General features: G+C 69.9%; 15 protein-coding genes. 4 read left to right on the top strand and 11 right to left on the bottom strand.

Going from position 1 to position 16,399, the window contains the following annotated elements:
• The first annotated feature begins 15 nt into the window (after positions 1-15).
• Entirely contained in the window at positions 16-270 is a 255-nt protein-coding gene (locus QF027_RS20600; protein ID WP_069763917.1) for a hypothetical protein, read from the top strand.
• A 78-nt stretch (positions 271-348) separates the two neighbouring features.
• On the opposite strand, the gene QF027_RS20595 is transcribed toward QF027_RS20600, so the two are convergent.
• The 4 genes from QF027_RS20595 to QF027_RS20580 form a co-directional block, all read right to left on the bottom strand.
• The gene (locus QF027_RS20595; RefSeq protein WP_306980068.1) at positions 349-1,095 is read right to left on the bottom strand and encodes a DUF6227 family protein; all 747 of its coding nucleotides are present in this window, start codon (positions 1,093-1,095) and stop codon (positions 349-351) included.
• A 177-nt stretch (positions 1,096-1,272) separates the two neighbouring features.
• Positions 1,273-2,499, bottom strand: coding sequence for a L,D-transpeptidase family protein (locus tag QF027_RS20590; RefSeq protein WP_307076133.1), 1,227 nt, complete (start codon positions 2,497-2,499; stop codon positions 1,273-1,275).
• 710 nt (positions 2,500-3,209) lie between these two features.
• Positions 3,210-4,241: a P1 family peptidase gene (locus QF027_RS20585; RefSeq protein WP_307076131.1), complete on the bottom strand. Its 1,032-nt coding sequence runs from the start codon at positions 4,239-4,241 to the stop codon at positions 3,210-3,212.
• 95 nt (positions 4,242-4,336) lie between these two features.
• Positions 4,337-5,536, bottom strand: a complete 1,200-nt coding sequence (locus tag QF027_RS20580; protein WP_306980074.1) for a low temperature requirement protein A — start codon at positions 5,534-5,536, stop codon at positions 4,337-4,339.
• A 113-nt stretch (positions 5,537-5,649) separates the two neighbouring features.
• Between QF027_RS20580 and QF027_RS20575 the strand changes: the two genes are divergently transcribed.
• Positions 5,650-5,826 carry a hypothetical protein gene (locus tag QF027_RS20575; protein ID WP_294014523.1) on the top strand — a complete coding sequence of 59 codons (177 nt, stop codon included), beginning with the start codon at positions 5,650-5,652 and terminating at the stop codon, positions 5,824-5,826.
• A 22-nt stretch (positions 5,827-5,848) separates the two neighbouring features.
• On the opposite strand, the gene mscL is transcribed toward QF027_RS20575, so the two are convergent.
• The 6 genes from mscL to QF027_RS20545 all read right to left on the bottom strand — a co-directional run bounded on the left by mscL (position 5,849) and on the right by QF027_RS20545 (position 11,483).
• Positions 5,849-6,316, bottom strand: coding sequence for a large conductance mechanosensitive channel protein MscL (gene mscL, locus QF027_RS20570; RefSeq protein WP_307076128.1), 468 nt, complete (start codon positions 6,314-6,316; stop codon positions 5,849-5,851).
• 138 nt (positions 6,317-6,454) lie between these two features.
• A complete protein-coding gene (locus tag QF027_RS20565; protein ID WP_307082436.1) occupies positions 6,455-6,991 on the bottom strand; it encodes a hypothetical protein in 537 nt (178 codons plus the stop codon).
• Between the two features lie 181 nt (positions 6,992-7,172).
• Positions 7,173-8,006, bottom strand: coding sequence for an S-methyl-5'-thioadenosine phosphorylase (locus tag QF027_RS20560; RefSeq protein WP_307076126.1), 834 nt, complete (start codon positions 8,004-8,006; stop codon positions 7,173-7,175).
• A gap of 99 nt (positions 8,007-8,105) precedes the next feature.
• Positions 8,106-8,432, bottom strand: coding sequence for an FmdB family zinc ribbon protein (locus tag QF027_RS20555; RefSeq protein WP_306980081.1), 327 nt, complete (start codon positions 8,430-8,432; stop codon positions 8,106-8,108).
• A 67-nt stretch (positions 8,433-8,499) separates the two neighbouring features.
• A complete protein-coding gene (locus tag QF027_RS20550; RefSeq protein ID WP_307076124.1) occupies positions 8,500-9,768 on the bottom strand; it encodes an MFS transporter in 1,269 nt (422 codons plus the stop codon).
• Positions 9,769-9,977: 209 nt separating this feature from the next.
• Complete coding sequence (locus QF027_RS20545; RefSeq protein WP_306986647.1) at positions 9,978-11,483, bottom strand: potassium/proton antiporter; 1,506 nt, start codon at positions 11,481-11,483, stop codon at positions 9,978-9,980.
• Between the two features lie 353 nt (positions 11,484-11,836).
• Between QF027_RS20545 and QF027_RS20540 the strand changes: the two genes are divergently transcribed.
• Complete coding sequence (locus tag QF027_RS20540; protein WP_306980086.1) at positions 11,837-14,653, top strand: penicillin acylase family protein; 2,817 nt, start codon at positions 11,837-11,839, stop codon at positions 14,651-14,653.
• A 124-nt stretch (positions 14,654-14,777) separates the two neighbouring features.
• Here QF027_RS20540 and QF027_RS20535 read toward each other — a convergent pair whose 3' ends face one another.
• The gene (locus QF027_RS20535) at positions 14,778-15,401 is read right to left on the bottom strand and encodes a 5-formyltetrahydrofolate cyclo-ligase (protein WP_306986648.1); all 624 of its coding nucleotides are present in this window, start codon (positions 15,399-15,401) and stop codon (positions 14,778-14,780) included.
• Positions 15,402-15,494: 93 nt separating this feature from the next.
• Between QF027_RS20535 and galU the strand changes: the two genes are divergently transcribed.
• Positions 15,495-16,397: a UTP--glucose-1-phosphate uridylyltransferase GalU gene (galU, locus tag QF027_RS20530; RefSeq protein WP_306980089.1), complete on the top strand. Its 903-nt coding sequence runs from the start codon at positions 15,495-15,497 to the stop codon at positions 16,395-16,397.
• Positions 16,398-16,399 lie beyond the last annotated feature (2 nt).

Below are 16,399 nucleotides of genomic sequence, written 5' to 3'. Positions count from 1 at the left end.
TGTCTACTGGAACGCATGCCTGAGCACGTCTCCGTCTACCAGTTGCTTGGTATGACCCTTCTCGTCCTGGTGGCCGTCGCCTGGGCGATCGGGCTGGCCGTCATGCTGCGCCGCGGCCGCCACGAGGCCGCGCTGTGGCGCTCCGGCCATGGCCTGCCCGCCCTGCCCCACCAGCGACAGACCGGCCCCGGCCACGAGTCCGTCGAGCTGACCCCGGCGGAGGAGGACGCGTTCGCGGGTCTGGTACGACAGCTCAGCGGCGGTCGCTGACACGGGCCCGGAGTCGGACGTACGGGGGGCGCTTGCGCGGCGTTTGTACGCGGGCCCTTGGGCGGGGGCGTGAGCCCCTCAGGAGACCTGAGCCGCGCGCCGCTCCATGGCGTCGCGGGCCGCGTCCTCGGTGACGTACACCTCGCACATGTGCCGCCCGTCAGGCGTCGCCGTGTGCTCGACCTCCCACAGGGAGATCTCCGCGCCGTCGCGCAGCAGGAACGCGTGCTCGTACAGCGAGAAGCCCAGTCCGGCGCGCCCCGCCCGGCACGGGCGTCCGAACGCCTGCGTGATCTGGTGGGCGAACGCCTCGGTCAGCAGTGCGGCCGTCTTGGGGCCCGGCCGGTCCGTGTTCTCCGCGCGGCGCAGGAGCCGGCGCGCGTGGTCCGCCGAGTCGTCCGGGACGTAGGCGTGCCGCGGTGTCTGCACGGCTGTGAGCTGCACCGTCACCGGCAGCTCGAAGTCCGGGGTGTCGGGCGGCAACGGCAGCCGCGTGGTCGCCGCACGCACCTCCTCCTCGTCGACGTACACCTCGTGCTGCGGAACGCTGTCCCGCGCGGTGTTGTGGACCAGCTCCCAGAGAGTGAGCGCCGAACCGTCGGCGAGCAGCCACGTGTGCCGGTACGTCTCACGGTGCAGCCCCGAGCTGTGGTGCGCGGAGTGCAGCGAACTGTCGTGCGCCAGCGCGCAGTCCAGTCGCCGTATCGTCTCGTCGGGCAGCTCGAAGGAGTTCAGGGCACGACCGAGGAGCCGCGCGAGGTGCTCCTCCGGAGACTCGGGCGACTCGGGTGGTTCGTACGCTGCCGTCTCGTACGGAACGCTCAAGGTTTCTCCCGGCGTTGCTGCATGTCACCTTGTGGGTGCATACCGTAGCTCCTCGGTCGGACATCATGTCCGGGAACCGAGAAAACGTGCACCCGGAAAACGCCCGGGCCGCGCAGGAAGTTCCCACGCGGCCCGATGCTCCGTCAAAAACCCCCGGTCAGAAGGCCTTTGCGATGATCAGGAGGTGCTGACGGCGCTCCCCGCGACCCACTCGTTCCACGACAGGTTCCAGCCGTTCAGCCCGTTGTCGGGCGCCACCGTCTTGTCGGGGGAGTTCTTCACGATCACCACGTCCCCGATCAGTGAGCTGTCGTAGAACCACTTCGCCGGGGTGTCCCCCTGGCCGCCCTTCACGTCCTGCAGTCCGACGCAACCATGGCTGGTGCCCTCGCGCCCGAACGGCGGATTGGCCTTGTTGTACCAGTAGTTGCCGTGGATGAAGGTGCCGGACTGCGTCAGCCGCATCGCGTCCGGGACATCGGGGATGTCGTACGCGTTGGCGAGGGCGACCGTCCGGCTGTCCATGCGGATCTTCTTGTACTTCTCGGAGATCACCATCTGCCCGTTGTACGTGGTGAACTCCGGACTGCCCGTCGAGATCGGCACCGACTTGACGGTCTGCCCGTCCCGTACGACCTTCATGGCCTGCGTGTCGGCGTCCACCGTGGACACCTGGGAGCGCCCGATGGTGAAGCTGACGGTCTTCTCCTGCACACCGGTGACGCCGTTGGCGCCCTTGACCCCGTCCAGGTCGATCTTCATCGTGACCTTGGAGCCGGCCTTCCAGTACTCCTCGGGCCGGAAGTCGAGCCGCTGCGCCCCGAACCAGTGCCCGACCACCTGCTGCCCGCTGCTGGACGTCACCGTGATGTGCGACTGCACGGCCTTCTTGTCGCTGATCGCCTTGTCGAAGCTGAAGGACACCGGCATCCCCACGCCGACCGTCGTCCCGTTGTCCGGCGCGTACGTTCCGATGAAGCTGTTCGCCTTGGAGACGGTCGTGAAGACGGACTTCGCGGCCACGGACTTGCCGTCCGAGTCCTTCGCCGTAGCGGCGATCTGGTACTTCGTCCCGCGCTCCAACTGCTCCGTGGGCTTCCAGCTCTTCCCGCCCGCGGCCATCGACCCCGGCACGTCCTGCCCCGTGCCCGCCACCGTCATCTTCACGCCGGTCAGTGTGCCGTCACTGACCTTCACGCCGGTCGAGTTGATCGACGCGCCCGTCGAACCGTTCTTGGCGGAGATGACGATCTCCGCCGCGGAGGTCTTCGCGGGGTCCTTGCCGCCCTTGCCTTCACTCCCGGCGTCGGAGCCGCCTCCGCACGCGGTGAGGGTGAGGGCACCGACCATCAGGACGGCACAGGCCCCCAGTGCGCGCCGTGCTGCTATGTCCGGCGTTGTCACGAGATGCTCCAGATTCATGTGATGTGCGCTGTCCGCTCCACTCCGTGAAGAAAGAGGGACCCGGTCCCCGCTCGAGTTCCCTGACGACGCGACGAATGCCATCCCGTGACAGAACCCGGCTGGAATGCTGGGATGCGCTTGAGGTTGGCCGGAGCGCCCCATGGGGTCCCGAGTCGGGGCGCTGGGCGGCTGCGGGTCCGAAGTGGCCGGTCGCGCCCGCGCGGCGGTGGCCGCACATCGAAACAGCCCGGCGCCCCCGGGGAGTCGCAGTGACCCGCACCACGATGGACCGTTCGCCGCACCGCGCGCCATGACGGGCCGGTAGTCGCGTACGGCGGTGAGGGGACGGGGCGGGGGTGTCCGCCCGCAGTGGTCGGCGTCCGGCACCGAGCCCTGCTCAAGCGGCCGAACCGCCGGACCGAGGACGGACACCCCCCCACCCCGTCCCCGACCCACCCACCGGACCCGTCACGCTCCACCCACCCCCACCGAAGCCGGAAGGGGCCGGGCCGCCGCAGGCATCCCGCTCAACCGCCGGAGGTTCCGGCTCCCACCGAAGCCGGAAGGGGCCGGGCCGCCGCAGGCATCCCGCTCAACCGCCGGAGGTTCCGGCTCCCACCGAAGCCGAAAGGGGCCGGGCTGCCGCAGGCATCCCGCTCAACCGCCGGAGGCTCCCGCCCTCACCAAACCGATACAGGCCGCCGCAGGCATCACGCCCCAGCGCCGTACAGCTCCCGGTAGGCCGGCCACGCTCCACCCGCCCCCTCCACCGACTCCGCCGCCCGCACGGCCCGCACGATCGCCCGCGTCACCACATCCGCACCCGCGGCGAGCACGGGGTTGAGCGCGAGCGGATCCCCGGCGGCGAGCGGTCGCGCCCCCGTGGCCAGGGTGAACACTGTGTCGCCATCGTGCAGCAGGTGCACCGGCCGCACGGCACGCGCGATGCCGTCGTGCGCGGTCCCGGCCACCTTCTGGGCCTGTGCCTTCGACAGTTCCGCGTCGGTGGCCACCACCGCGAGCGTGGTGTTCAGAGGCGGCGGCGCATTCTTCGCCGCGGTCTCGGCGAGCCGCCGACGCGCGGCGTCGTGCACCCGCTCCTCCGGATACCGCACCCGCCCGTCGAACAACTCCCCATACAGAACCCCCGTCTCCGGATCGGACACCGCCCCCACCGCGTTGGCCACCACCAACGCCGCCACGGTGATCCCCGAGGGGAGGACGACGCTCGCCGTCCCCACCCCTCCCTTCATCGCCCCGACCGCGGCCCCCGTCCCCGCCCCCACACACCCCTCCGGCACCTGCGCACCGAAGGCACTCGCCGCGGCGGCCTCGACGGCGGCCCGCCCGGTCGCCGCGTCCGGCCGGGCCCGGAAGTCACCGCCCCGCCCCAGGTCGAAGACACACGCGGCAGGCACGACAGGCACCACATGCGAGGGATCCGGCCCCACCCGCACCCCCCGGCCCTGCTCCTCCAGCCAGGCCATCACCCCGGAGGCCGCGTCGAGCCCGTACGCGCTGCCCCCGGTCAGCACGATCGCCTCGACCTTCTGCACCAGGTTGCGCGGATCGAGCGCGTCGGTCTCCTTGGTGCCGGGACCTCCACCGCGTACGTCCACCGCGGCGACGGCCCCGCCCTCCGGGGCGAGCACGACGGTGGTGCCGGTGAGCCAACCGTCGCCGGTGCGCGTCGCGTGCCCCACGCGCACCCCGGCGACATCCGTCAGAGCGTCAACTGTCATGGAACCAGTCTCGGCCAGCCCCGCCGCACTCCTCACAACCGGCGGTCCGAACTCCTCGCGGCCCAGCCGGACGAGGTGGCCCCAGCCGGACGAGGTCACGCCGCCCGAACCGGCTCCCCGCGCTCCCGGGCCGCCGTACGCGCGGTCAACGTCGTCCCGGTCACCACCGCCAGCGTCGCCACGATGCCCGCGGCCGGCACCGCCCAGTCGCCCAGGAAGGTGCAGCAGATCACCGCCAACGCCGTGGCCGGCAGCACCAGTTGCTGCGCGATGCCCACCTTGAAATGCCTCGAGTGCAGGACCCAGACGGTCAGCAGATAGAGGGCGGTCGGCAAGGTCACCGCGGCCGACGCGGCCAGTGTCGAGATGTGTGCCTTGCCGACGGCCTGTTCCACGGCCACCTCCAGGCCCGCCCCGATCGCGGCGGCCGAGGCGAACACCAGGTAGTGGCCGTATCCCCACAGGAACGCCTGCTTGTTGGAGCGCAGATGGCCGTGGATGGGCACCACGAAATAGATCCACCAGGCGGCGAAGATGATCAGCAGTCCGCCCATGGCGATCGGCAGCAGCTCGTCCAGCGCGTCGTTCTCGTCGAGGCCGGACTTCACGGCGACCGTGGCGGCGGCGATCGTCTCGCCGAGCACGATGATCGTGAACAGCCCGTACCGTTCCGCGATGTGGTGCGGATGCCACGACGTCGGATGGTCCCTCTCGGCGAAGGGCGGCACAGCCATCTCCAGCACCACCATCACCAGGAAGACCCAGGCCCGTCCGCCCTCGGGCAGTAGCAGCAGCCCCAGCCAGCCGACCTGGCACAGCAGCACGCCGAACACGTACCGCAGGGCCATCGTCCGCTCCGCGCCCTCGCTCGAACGCGCCACCCGCAGCCACTGTGCGATCAGCGCCAGCCGCATGATCACATAGCCCAGCCACACGGCCAGGAACTCGTGGTCCTCGAACGCCCGGGGCACGCCGGCCGCCAGCACCAGAACACCGGCGATCTGCAGCAGGGTGACGACCCGGTAAAGCGCGTCGTCGTTGTCGTACGCCGAGGCGAACCACGTGAAGTTCATCCACGCCCACCAGATGGAGAAGAAGAGCATCGCGTAGTTGAGGAGCCCCTCGCCGGCGTGGCCCTCGGCGATGGCGTGCACGAGGGCCACGCCCGCCTGGGCGATGGCCACGACGAAGCACAGGTCGAAGAAGAGCTCCAGTGGCGAGGCGACCCTGTGGGCCTCGTCCCGGCCGCGGGCGGTGAGTCTGCGCAGTGGACTGCGCGTCGGACTGGATGTCATGGCCCAAGCACAGCAGATACCGAACGGAAATTCCTTTGCGCCCGTTCACAAGCTGCCCCGGTGAGGGATCCGCGTCATACGAGCCGTCGGGACCGCTGCCGTACCCTGGACCTGTGAGCACCGCCCCCGACCCCGCGCCCTCCGAGCCGAAGCCCGCGCTGGTCTTCGACGATCCGCTGGACCAGCAGTCCCCGGACGACACCGACCGAGGCTGGGGCGACCGGCCGCGCACCGACAGCGCGGCCGACCTGAAGCGCTTCCTCGACGAGAAGCCGCCCCACCACCTCTGAGCGAGGCGCGCGGCCCAGCTCGCTAGCGCCCGTCGTGGCCCGAGCCCCGCTGCGCGACCAGGGCGTCGCGGATCTCCTTGAGGACCTCCAGCTCGGTCACCTCGATGACCTCGTGCGTGCCCTCCTTCGCCTTCCGGCGGGCCTCCATGCGAGCCAGGTACTTCGACATCGGCAGGACCATCAGGAAGTAGACGACGGCCGCGGTGATCAGGAAGGTGAGCGTCGCGCCGAGGACCGAGCCCCACAGGATCCGGACCCCCGTCGCGCTGTCGCCGGTACCTGTACAGGGGCCCTTGAGGCACGAGTTGTAACCGTCGAGGTTCTTCGTCCCGATCGTCCCTACCAGCGGGTTGATGATTCCCTTCACCACCGAGTTGACGATGTTGGTGAAGGCGGCGCCGATGACCACCGCGACAGCCAGATCGACGACGTTCCCGCGCATCAGAAAGGCCTTGAAGCCCTCCCAGACGTTCGGCTTCTTCTCGCTCACCTAGAGGCCTCTTCTCGCACGCACATGTTGTGGAACAAACAGCTCCGCAACCTACGTCAACGCGAGGTGACCCTGTCCAATGGGGGAGCCCGAAAGGGACCCTTGCCGGAAACTCCCGCAACGGAGGGACCGCACGGCTCAACACAGCGTCACCGCCAACCGTGCCGTCGCGCTCGCGCCCGCGAGGCGTGCCGCCGTCGACCGCGGCACCGAGAGCACGACCAGTGCCCCGCCCTCGGTCACACCGTCCAGCGGCTCCGGCACCTTCGTCACCCGCGCCCCGCGCGCGACCACCCGGGCATCCCCGCCCAGCCCCGACTCCTCGGCCGCGATGACGTCGACCCGGTCCCCGGGGCGCAGCAGCCGGACCGTCGCACCGTCGGCGATCCGCACCGGCGCCGACACCGTCTCCACGGCACGGTGCTCGCGTACCGGCTCGGTTGCCGGATGCCCCCGCGCCCCGTCGTCGCCCCGCGGGCCCGCCGCCACCAGCGCGGCCGCGGTGACGGCCAGGCCGAGGGCCAGGGCCCGCCCGCGGTGCCGTACGAACCGTCGTAGCTGCCGGCCTCCGCCGCGCACCCGCACCGGCGCGAAGTGCGGGACCTCGCAGGTCGGGGGAGCGTCGGTACCCAGCGGGAGGGGAACGAGGGGAGAGGGGGACGGAGCGAAGGACATGAGGACCACCACCAGCGACGAGACATCGGCTTGCGCTGCCACGATGAGGCTTCGCGCCGGATCCCGCCGAGGCCGGTGGACTACCGACCGGTTGTGGAAAACTCCCTCGCCCGAACGAGAACTTCCGTCCCCGCCAGGGAGGTTCGAGATCAGGGAAGTTCGAGATCGGCAAAGCTCGGGATCAGGGAAGTTCGAACCCAGGACTCATCCCGCCCAGCGCGTTCACGCACAGGCAGTCCCGCTCCCCGTTCGAGGGCAGCGCGGCCACCGCGTCGAACAGCACGCCCCGCAGCCGGTCCACGTTCGCCGCGAACACCCGCAGCACCTCGTCGTGCGAGACGCCCTCACCGGTCTCGGCGCCCGCGTCGAGATCGGTGACCAGGGTCAACGAGGTGTAGCAGAGCTCCAGTTCACGGGCGAGCGCCGCCTCGGGGTGGCCGGTCATGCCCACCACCGACCAGCCCTGGGCCTGGTGCCACACCGACTCGGCGCGGGTCGAGAACCGCGGCCCCTCGATCACGACGAGCGTGCCGCCGTCCACCGCCTCCCAGTCCTGCCCACGGGCCGCCTTCAGCGCGGCCGCCCGCCCGACGGGGCAGTACGGGTCGGCCAGCGACACATGGACCACGTTCGGCACACCGCCGTCCGGCAGCGGCAGCCCGTCGAAGTACGTTCCCGCCCGGGACTTCGTACGGTCGACCAGCTGGTCCGGCACGAGCAGTGTGCCGGGGCCGTACTCCGGGCGCAGCCCGCCCACGGCGCACGGGCCGAGGATCTGCCGTGCCCCCACCGACCTGAGCGCCCACAGATTGGCCCGGTAGTTGATCCGGTGCGGCGGCAGATGATGGCCGCGCCCGTGCCGGGGCAGGAAGGCGACCCGTCGGCCGGCGACCTCGCCGAGGAAGAGGGAGTCGCTGGGCGGACCGTAGGGGGTGTCCACCTGGACCTCGGTCACGTCGTCGAGGAACGAGTAGAAGCCGGAGCCGCCGATTACGCCGATCTCTGCGTTCGCCATGACCAGCACAGTATCCGGCCCCGGAAGCCCGCGGCGGTCGGGCCCGGGAAACGCCGAAGACCCCGCCGTCGTACGACGGCAGGGTCCCGGAAGTGAGACCTACGCGGCGGAGCTGCTGCTGGACGAGGTGCCCGAGCTCGACGACTTCGAGTCCGAGGAGGACGAGGAAGAAGACGAGGACGACTCGGACGACGAGGTGGACGTCGACGGCTTCGAGGACGACGACGCCGGGGAGCTGCTCGACGAGGAGCCGCGGCTGTCGTTGCGGTAGAAGCCGGAGCCCTTGAAGACGATGCCGACCGCGGAGAACACCTTCTTGAGGCGACCCTGGCAGTTGGGGCACTCGGTCAGAGCGTCGTCGGTGAACTTCTGCACCGCCTCGAGGCCCTCGCCGCACTCGGTGCACTGGTACTGATAGGTGGGCACTGTCTTCCTCCTGGCACTCTCACTCAATGAGTGCTAACGATGGTCCATAGTGACGTATTCCCGGGGATCAGTCCACTGCCATCGGCACTCGGTGACCGATGCCACGTGCGACGGTCCGGCTCCGGGGCCGCGCCACGAGGTGTGAGCGCAGCGCCAGCAGAGTCGCCAGGGCGAGCAGCGTGCCACCCATCGGCACCAGGAACCCGGCGCCGCCCCAGAAACGGTCCTCCAGCTGTCCGGCGATCGTGACGGCGGCCGCCTGGCCGAGCGCCACCGCGCCGGTCAGCCAGGTGAAGGCCTCGGTGCGGGCGCCGGCCGGGGCCAGGCTCTCGACCAGGGTGTAGCCGGTGATCAGGGCGGGTGCGATGCACATGCCGACCAGGAGGCCGAGGCCCGCCAGGACAAGCACCGAGTGCGCGGCCCACAGGCCGGAGGCCGTCAGCGCGAGGGCGCCGTATCCGACGATCAAGCGCCGCTGGGGAGCCACCTTCCAGGCGATGGCGCCGCAGACCAGGCCGGAGAGCATGTTGCCCGCGGCGAAGACGCCGTACAGGACACCGTTCAGGCCGGGTTCGCCGATCGACTCGCTGAACGCGGCCAGCGAGACCTGCATGCCGCCGAAGACGGAACCGATGCCCAGGAACATCACGATCAGGACCCGCACCCCGGGGATGCGCAGTGCCGAGGCGTGCTCCACGCGTGCGTGCCCGTCGACGGCCGTGACCGACGGCTGCGTGCTCTTCTGCGCGGCGAACAGCAGGCCGCCGAACAGGGTCAGGGACGCCTCCGTCAGCAGGCCCGCGGCCGGGTGCACGGCGGTGCACAGGGCGGTGGCGAGCAGTGGGCCGAAGACGAAGGTCAGCTCGTCCGTGACGGACTCGAAGGCCGCCGCAGTGGTCATCAGGGGCGAGCCCTGCAGCTTCACGCCCCAGCGGGCGCGCACCATGGGCCCGATCTGCGGCACCGAGGCACCCGTGGGCACGGCCGCCGCGAACAACGCCCACAGGGGCGCGTGCGCGAGGGCGAGGGCCGTCAGGGACAGGCCCGAAAGGGTGTGCACCAGCACGCCGGGGATCAGCACGGCGCGCTGGCCCCGGCGGTCCGCGAGACGGCCGCTGTAGGGCGCGAACAGCGCCATGGCGACACCGGTGACGGCCGCGACGGCGCCCGCCGCGCCGTACGAGCCGGTGGTGTGCTGCACGAGCAGCACGAGGGAAAGGGTGAGCATCGCGAACGGCTGGCGCGCCGCGAAGCCGGGGAGCAGGAACGTCCAGGCGCCGCGGGTGCGCAGCAGCTGCCCGTATCCGGGGCGGGAGGAGGTGACCGTGGATGCCACGGCCCGTGCCTTTCTGCCGCCTGGTAGCGCGGCTCCCCTTCCAAAGGGGCGGCGCCGAGAGCTGTCCTCTTGCGCGGACTGCGGTAGATGCCGAATCCGACTGCTCAGGGATGTCTCGGCCGCCATACGGTCGCGCCAGCTCTGCGTCAGGCAGAGTTGGTTCGATCAGGGGTGCGAGCTCATCCTACAGGGCAGCGTGTAACACGCTCTTAACGTGTGCCGTCGGCGCCGTCCGTACCCAGCCAGTCGGCCAGCTTGCCGCCATGGCCCACCGCGCGCAGCCGCCGTTCCGCGGCGTCGCGGACCGGGTCGGTGGCGACGACGAGCAGTTCGTCCCCGCGCCGCAGCACCGTGGTGGGCAGCGGAACAAACGATTTTCCCTCGCGGACGACGAGGGTGACCGCGGACCCGGCCGGCAGGCGCAGCTCGTTGACCTCGACGCCGTGCATCCGGGACGCCTCGGGGATCGCGACGGACAGCAGGTGCCCGCGCAGCCGCTCCAGGGGCGCCGACTCGATACCGAGGTCGGCGGCCTCGGCGTCCCCGCCCAGGCGCAGTTTGCGCGCCAGCCAGGGCAGCGTCGGACCCTGCACGAGGGTGTAGACGACGACCAGGACGAAGACGATGTTGAAGATGCGGCGGCTGCCCTCGACACCGCTCACCATGGGGATCGTCGCCAGGATGATGGGCACGGCGCCGCGCAGTCCGGCCCAGGACATGAGCGTCTGCTCCTGCCAGGGCACCCGGAACGGCGTCAGGCACAGCACGACGCTGAGGGGCCGCGCCACCATGGTCAGCACCAGCCCGATGACGAGCCCGGGCAGCACGTCGTCGCCCAGCTCGTGCGGAGTGACCAGCAGGCCCAGCAGGACGAACATGCCGATCTGGGCGATCCAGCCCAGGCCGTCGGCGAAGCCGCGGGTGGCGGGCCAGTGCGGCAGCTTGGCGTTGCCCATCGCCATGGAGGCGAGATAGACGGCGAGGAAGCCGCTGCCGTGTGCCAGCGCGCCCGCCGCGTACGCGGTGACGGCGATCGCCATGACCGCGATCGGATAGAGGCCGGAGGCGGGCAGGGCGACGTGCCTGAGGCCCCAGGAGCCCAGCCAGCCCACCGTGATGCCGATGGCCGCGCCGATGGCCAGCTCCAGGGTTATCTCGCCGATCAGCACGTACCAGTGCTCGACCGGGCCCGCCTGGGAGAAGGCGACCACCAGGATGACCACCGGGGCGTCGTTGAAGCCCGACTCGGCCTCCAGTGTGCCCGTCACGCGCGTGGGGAGCGGGATCTTGCGCAGCACCGAGAAGACCGCCGCCGCGTCCGTCGAGGAGACGACCGCCCCGATGATGAGCGCCTGACGCCAGTCGAGGCCGATCAGGTAGTGCGCGGCCGTCGCCGTGACCCCGACGCTCACCGCGACCCCGCCCAGCGCCAGCGCGGTGGCGGCCGGCAGGGCCGGCTTGATCTCCTTCCACTTCGTGCCGAGGCCACCCTCGGCCAGGATCACGACCAGGGCCGCGTACCCGATGACCTGGGTCAGTTCGGCGTTGTCGAAGTGGATGTCGCCGATGCCGTCCTGGCCCATGGCGATCCCGATCCCCAGGTACACGAGCAGGCTGGGGAGCCCGCTGCGCGAGGAGATCCGGACCGCTGCCACGGCGACGAGCAGGACGAGCGAGCAGACGAAGAGGAGCTGGTTGAGGTGGTGGACAGTCAGCGGCCGTTCCCTTCACTGGCTCACCCGCATCACGCGCGCGTGAGCTCACGTACATAGGACACGAAGTGGTAGGACTCCGCATCCAAGTACTTCGTTACCTTACCTAACTCTTGACGATTTCTTGACGCTTCGCGAGGCAAGATCGAACGCTCGTCCGCGCTGGTTCCGCACTCCGCGTCAAGTCCGCCTGGGCCCTGCGCCTATGGTTGCTCCAGCGCGCAGAGCCTGCGTCACACCCCCGGCCGGGCGCGCGGCGTCTGGTGCGTGCGCTGATCCGGCCGGGGATGTGACGCAGGCTCCCCGTGAAAAGCACAGCCCGCCCTGCCGCTCGCGTTAGGACAGCAAGGACAGCGATGCCCCCCACCACCACCGCCTCATCGGGTCAGCAGCCCGGCAAGTCCGGCAGGAAGAAGGGGCGAAGAGCCCGTCTGGTCGTTCTCGTCCTCGTCCTGGCCGTCATCGGCGGCGTCGCCTACGGCGGGTACTGGTCGGTGAGCACCGTCCGTGCCTCCTTCCCGCAGACCAAGGGCTCGATCGAGCTCGAAGGCCTGTCGGGCCCCGTGGACGTCAAGCGCGACGGCTACGGCATCCCGCAGATCTACGCCTCCTCGGACGCGGACCTGTTCATGGCGCAGGGCTACGTCCAGGCGCAGGACCGCTTCTACGAGATGGACGTGCGCCGTCACATGACCTCCGGGCGCCTGTCGGAGATGTTCGGCAAGGGCCAGGTCGACGACGACGAGTTCCTGCGCACACTGGGCTGGGACCGGGTCGCGAAGAAGGAGTACGACACCAAGCTGTCGGCCTCCACCAAGAAGTACCTCCAGGCCTACGCCAAGGGAGTCAACGCCTACCTCCAGGGCAAGAGCGGCAAGGACATCTCCCTGGAGTACGCGGCCCTCGGCTTCAGGAACGACTACAAGCCCGCGAAGTGGACCCCGGTCGACTCGGTCGCGTGGCTGAAGGCCATGGCCTGGGACCTGCGCGGCAACATGCAGGACGAGATAGACCGCGCCCTGATGACGAGCCGCCTCGGCCCGAAGCAGATCGCCGACCTGTACCCCGAGTACCCGTACAGCCGGAACCAGACGATCGTCCAGGAGGGCCAGTACAGCGAGCTGACCCAGACGTTCGAGCGGAACGGCAGCACGGAGAACAGCGGGACGACCGGCTCCGGCACGTCCTCGAGCGGCTCCGGAACGTCCACGAGCGGCACCACGGGCACGTCGGCCTCCACCGCCTCGTCGACCTCCTCCTCTACCGCCTCGGCGCTCCAGAGCCAGCTCTCGGGCCTCTACAACGTCCTGGACGACGTCCCCACGGCCGTCGGCGTCAACGGCCAGGGCATCGGCTCCAACTCCTGGGTCGTGGCGGGCTCGCACACCATCACCGGCAAGCCGCTGCTGGCCAACGACCCGCACCTGTCGCCCTCCCTGCCGTCCGTCTGGTACCAGATGGGCCTGCACTGCCGGACCGTCTCCAGCAAGTGCCAGTACGACGTCTCCGGCTACACGTTCGCGGGCATGCCCGGCGTGGTCATCGGCCACAACGCGAAGATCGCCTGGGGCATGACGAACTCCGGCGTCGACGTCACCGACCTCTACCTGGAGAAGCTCTCCGGCGACGGCTACCTCTACGACGGCAAGACCAAGCCCTTCACCACGCGCGAGGAGACCATCAAGGTCGCCGGCGGCGAGTCCAAGAAGATCGTCGTCCGTGAGACGAACAACGGCCCCCTGCTCTCCGACCGCTACGACGAACTCGTGAAGGTCGGCAAGAAGGCCACCGTCGACAACGCGGCCCCCGACCGCGGCGACGGCTACGGCGTCGCCCTGCGCTGGACCGCGCTCGACCCCGGCACCTCCATGGACGCCGTGTTCGCGATGGACAAGGCGTCGAACTGGAGCGAGTTCCGCGCGGCGGCGGCCCTGTTCGACGTGCCCTCGCAGAACCTCGTCTACGCTGACTCCGAGAACATCGGCTACACGCTGCCCGGCCGCATCCCGATCCGCGCGAAGGGCGACACCGGCGCCATCCCGGCCCCGGGCTGGGACCCCAAGTACGCCTGGACCGGCAAGTACATCGAGCAGGACGAGCTGCCCTACGAGTACAACCCGTCGCGCGGCTACATCGTCACCGCCAACCAGGCCGTGATCGACAAGGAGAAGTACCCCTACACGCTCACCACGGACTGGGGCTACGGCACCCGCAGCCGGCGCATCACCGACCTGATCGAGCAGAAGATCAAGGGCGGCGGCAAGGTCTCCACCGACGACATGCGCCAGATGCAGCTCGACAACAGCAGCGAGATCGCCAAGCTGCTCGTGCCCAAGCTGCTGAAGATCGACGTCGAGGACAAGGACGTCCGTCAGGCGCAGGAGCTGCTGGCGGGCTGGGACTACACCCAGGACGCCGACTCGGCGGCGGCCGCCTACTTCAACGCCGTCTGGCGCAACGTCCTCAAGCTCGCCTTCGGCAACAAGCTGCCCAAGGAGCTGCGGGTCAAGGGCCAGTGCCTGTGGGTCGACCCCATCAACACCACCGGGCCCGCGGACGAGGCGGACAAGGTCCGCGAGTGCGGCCAGCGTGACGCCGACCAGGCGCAGCCCGACGGCGGCGACCGCTGGTTCGAGGTCGTGCGCAACCTCATGGACGACGAGAACAGCGACTGGTGGAAGACCCCGGCCGGCGCGGGCGACCGTCCCAAGGCCGACAACCGCGACGAACTGTTCAAGCGCGCCATGATCGACGCCCGCTGGGAGCTGACCGCCAAGCTCGGCAAGGACCTCGACACCTGGAGCTGGGGCCGGCTGCACCGCCTGTTCCTGAAGAACCAGACCCTGGGCATCGAAGGTCCCGACATCGTGAAGTACATGCTCAACCGCGGCCCCTGGAAGCTCAGCGGCGGCGAGGCGACGGTCAACGCGACCGGCTGGAACGCCGCGGGCGGCTACGGCGTCGTCTGGGTCCCGTCGATGCGCATGGTGGTCAACCTCGGCGACCTCGACAAGTCGAAGTGGATCAACCTCACCGGCGCCTCCGGGCACGCCTACAGCGCGCACTACACCGACCAGACCGGCAAGTGGGTCAAGGGCGAACTGCTGGACTGGTCGTTCTCGGACGACGCCGTCGACAAGAGCACGACCGACACACTGGTGCTGAAGCCGTGAGCCTCCGGCGGTAGCGCGAAGAAGGGGCCCGCCGCACGCGCGTGTGGCGGGCCCCTTCATACGCGAGGAGGACGTTCGCCGAATCGCGCCCATGCGCACCCGATCCCGTGCGTCCCGTGGATGTTCATGCGCCGCTGTGGAAGCGGCGCACACCCGACGGCGTCACCACCGCGTGCACCGGCCGGTCGTGCGCCTCCCCGGGGACATGTGCGACGACCTCGGAGTCGTACAGGAGCACCACAAGCGCCGGTCGTGCGCCCGCGCGCTCCAGGCGCGTGAGCACCCGGTCGTACGACCCCCCGCCGCGCCCCAGGCGCATCCCGCGCCCGTCCACCGCCAGGCCGGGCATCAGCACGACATCGGCGCCGGTCACGGCGTCCGGGCCCAGCCGCTCGCCGGAGGGCTCGAAGAGGGCCATCTTCCCGCCGTGCTGGACGCGTGCGACAGAGCCCTCGCCGGTGTAGGCGCCCCAGTCCAGATCGTTGTCCGGCAGAAGCGCCGGGAGCAGAACGCGCACGCCCCGCTCGCGCAGCGCGTCAAGGAGCGTGAGCGTGCCAGGTTCGTTCCCCACCGAGACGTACGCCGCCACCGTGCGCGCACGCGCCAGTTCGGGCAGCTCAAGGGCCCGGTCGGCCAGCGCGGCCGCCGCTTCTCGCACGTCATCGGCCGTCAACCTGTTCCTCACCGCTAGGTATTCTTGCCGCAACGTTCGCTTGTCAGGCTTGGTGGGACGTCCGATATGACTCAAAGTCTGCACCCATACCCTTCTAATACGCTCATATAAGAGCTTATTAACCGGAGCCCCAGATTCCAGGCAAAGGCACCGGATAGGGTGGCGAACATGACTCAGTCGCACCCTCGGATCAGCAAGGCTGTCATTCCGGCAGCAGGGCTCGGCACCCGGTTCCTGCCGGCAACCAAGGCCACTCCCAAGGAGATGCTGCCGGTGGTCGACAAGCCGGCGATCCAGTACGTGGTCGAGGAGGCCGTCTCGGCGGGCCTCGATGACGTCCTCATGATCACGGGACGCAACAAGCGCCCCCTGGAGGACCACTTCGACCGCAACTACGAGCTCGAGTCCGCCCTCCAGAAGAAGGGCGACGCCGACCGGCTCGCCAAGGTCCAGGAGTCCAGCGACCTCGCCACCATGCACTACGTGCGCCAGGGCGACCCCCGCGGCCTCGGCCACGCAGTCCTGTGCGCGGCCCCCCATGTGGGTCACGAGCCCTTCGCCGTCCTCCTCGGCGACGACCTGATCGACGCCCGCGACCCCCTGCTCAAGCGGATGATCGAGGTGCAGGAACAGTACGGCGGCAGCGTCATCGCGCTGATGGAGGTCGCGCCCGAGCAGATCCACCTCTACGGCTGTGCCGTCGTCGAGGAGACCGAGGACAGCGACGTCGTCAGGGTGGGCGGCCTGGTCGAGAAGCCGGAGGCGTCCGACGCCCCGTCGAACTACGCGGTCATCGGCCGGTACGTCCTCGACCCGCACATCTTCGACATACTCCGCAAGACCGAGCCGGGCCGGGGCAACGAGATCCAGCTCACCGACGCCCTCCAGCAGCTCGCACAGGACGAGAAGGTCGGCGGCCCGGTGCACGGCGTCGTCTTCAAGGGCCGCCGCTATGACACCGGGGACCGCGGCGACTATCTGCGTGCCATTGTCAGACTCGCGTGCGAACGTGAAGACCTGGGCCCGGACTTCCGGACCTGGCTTCGCAGTTTCGTAGCCGAGGAGATGTAGCG

It is taken from the genome of Streptomyces canus (genome assembly GCF_030816965.1).
Taxonomy (GTDB): domain Bacteria; phylum Actinomycetota; class Actinomycetes; order Streptomycetales; family Streptomycetaceae; genus Streptomyces; species Streptomyces canus_E.
Note: the sequence above shows the minus strand (reverse complement) of the source record. Positions and strands in the feature narration are given on the sequence as shown.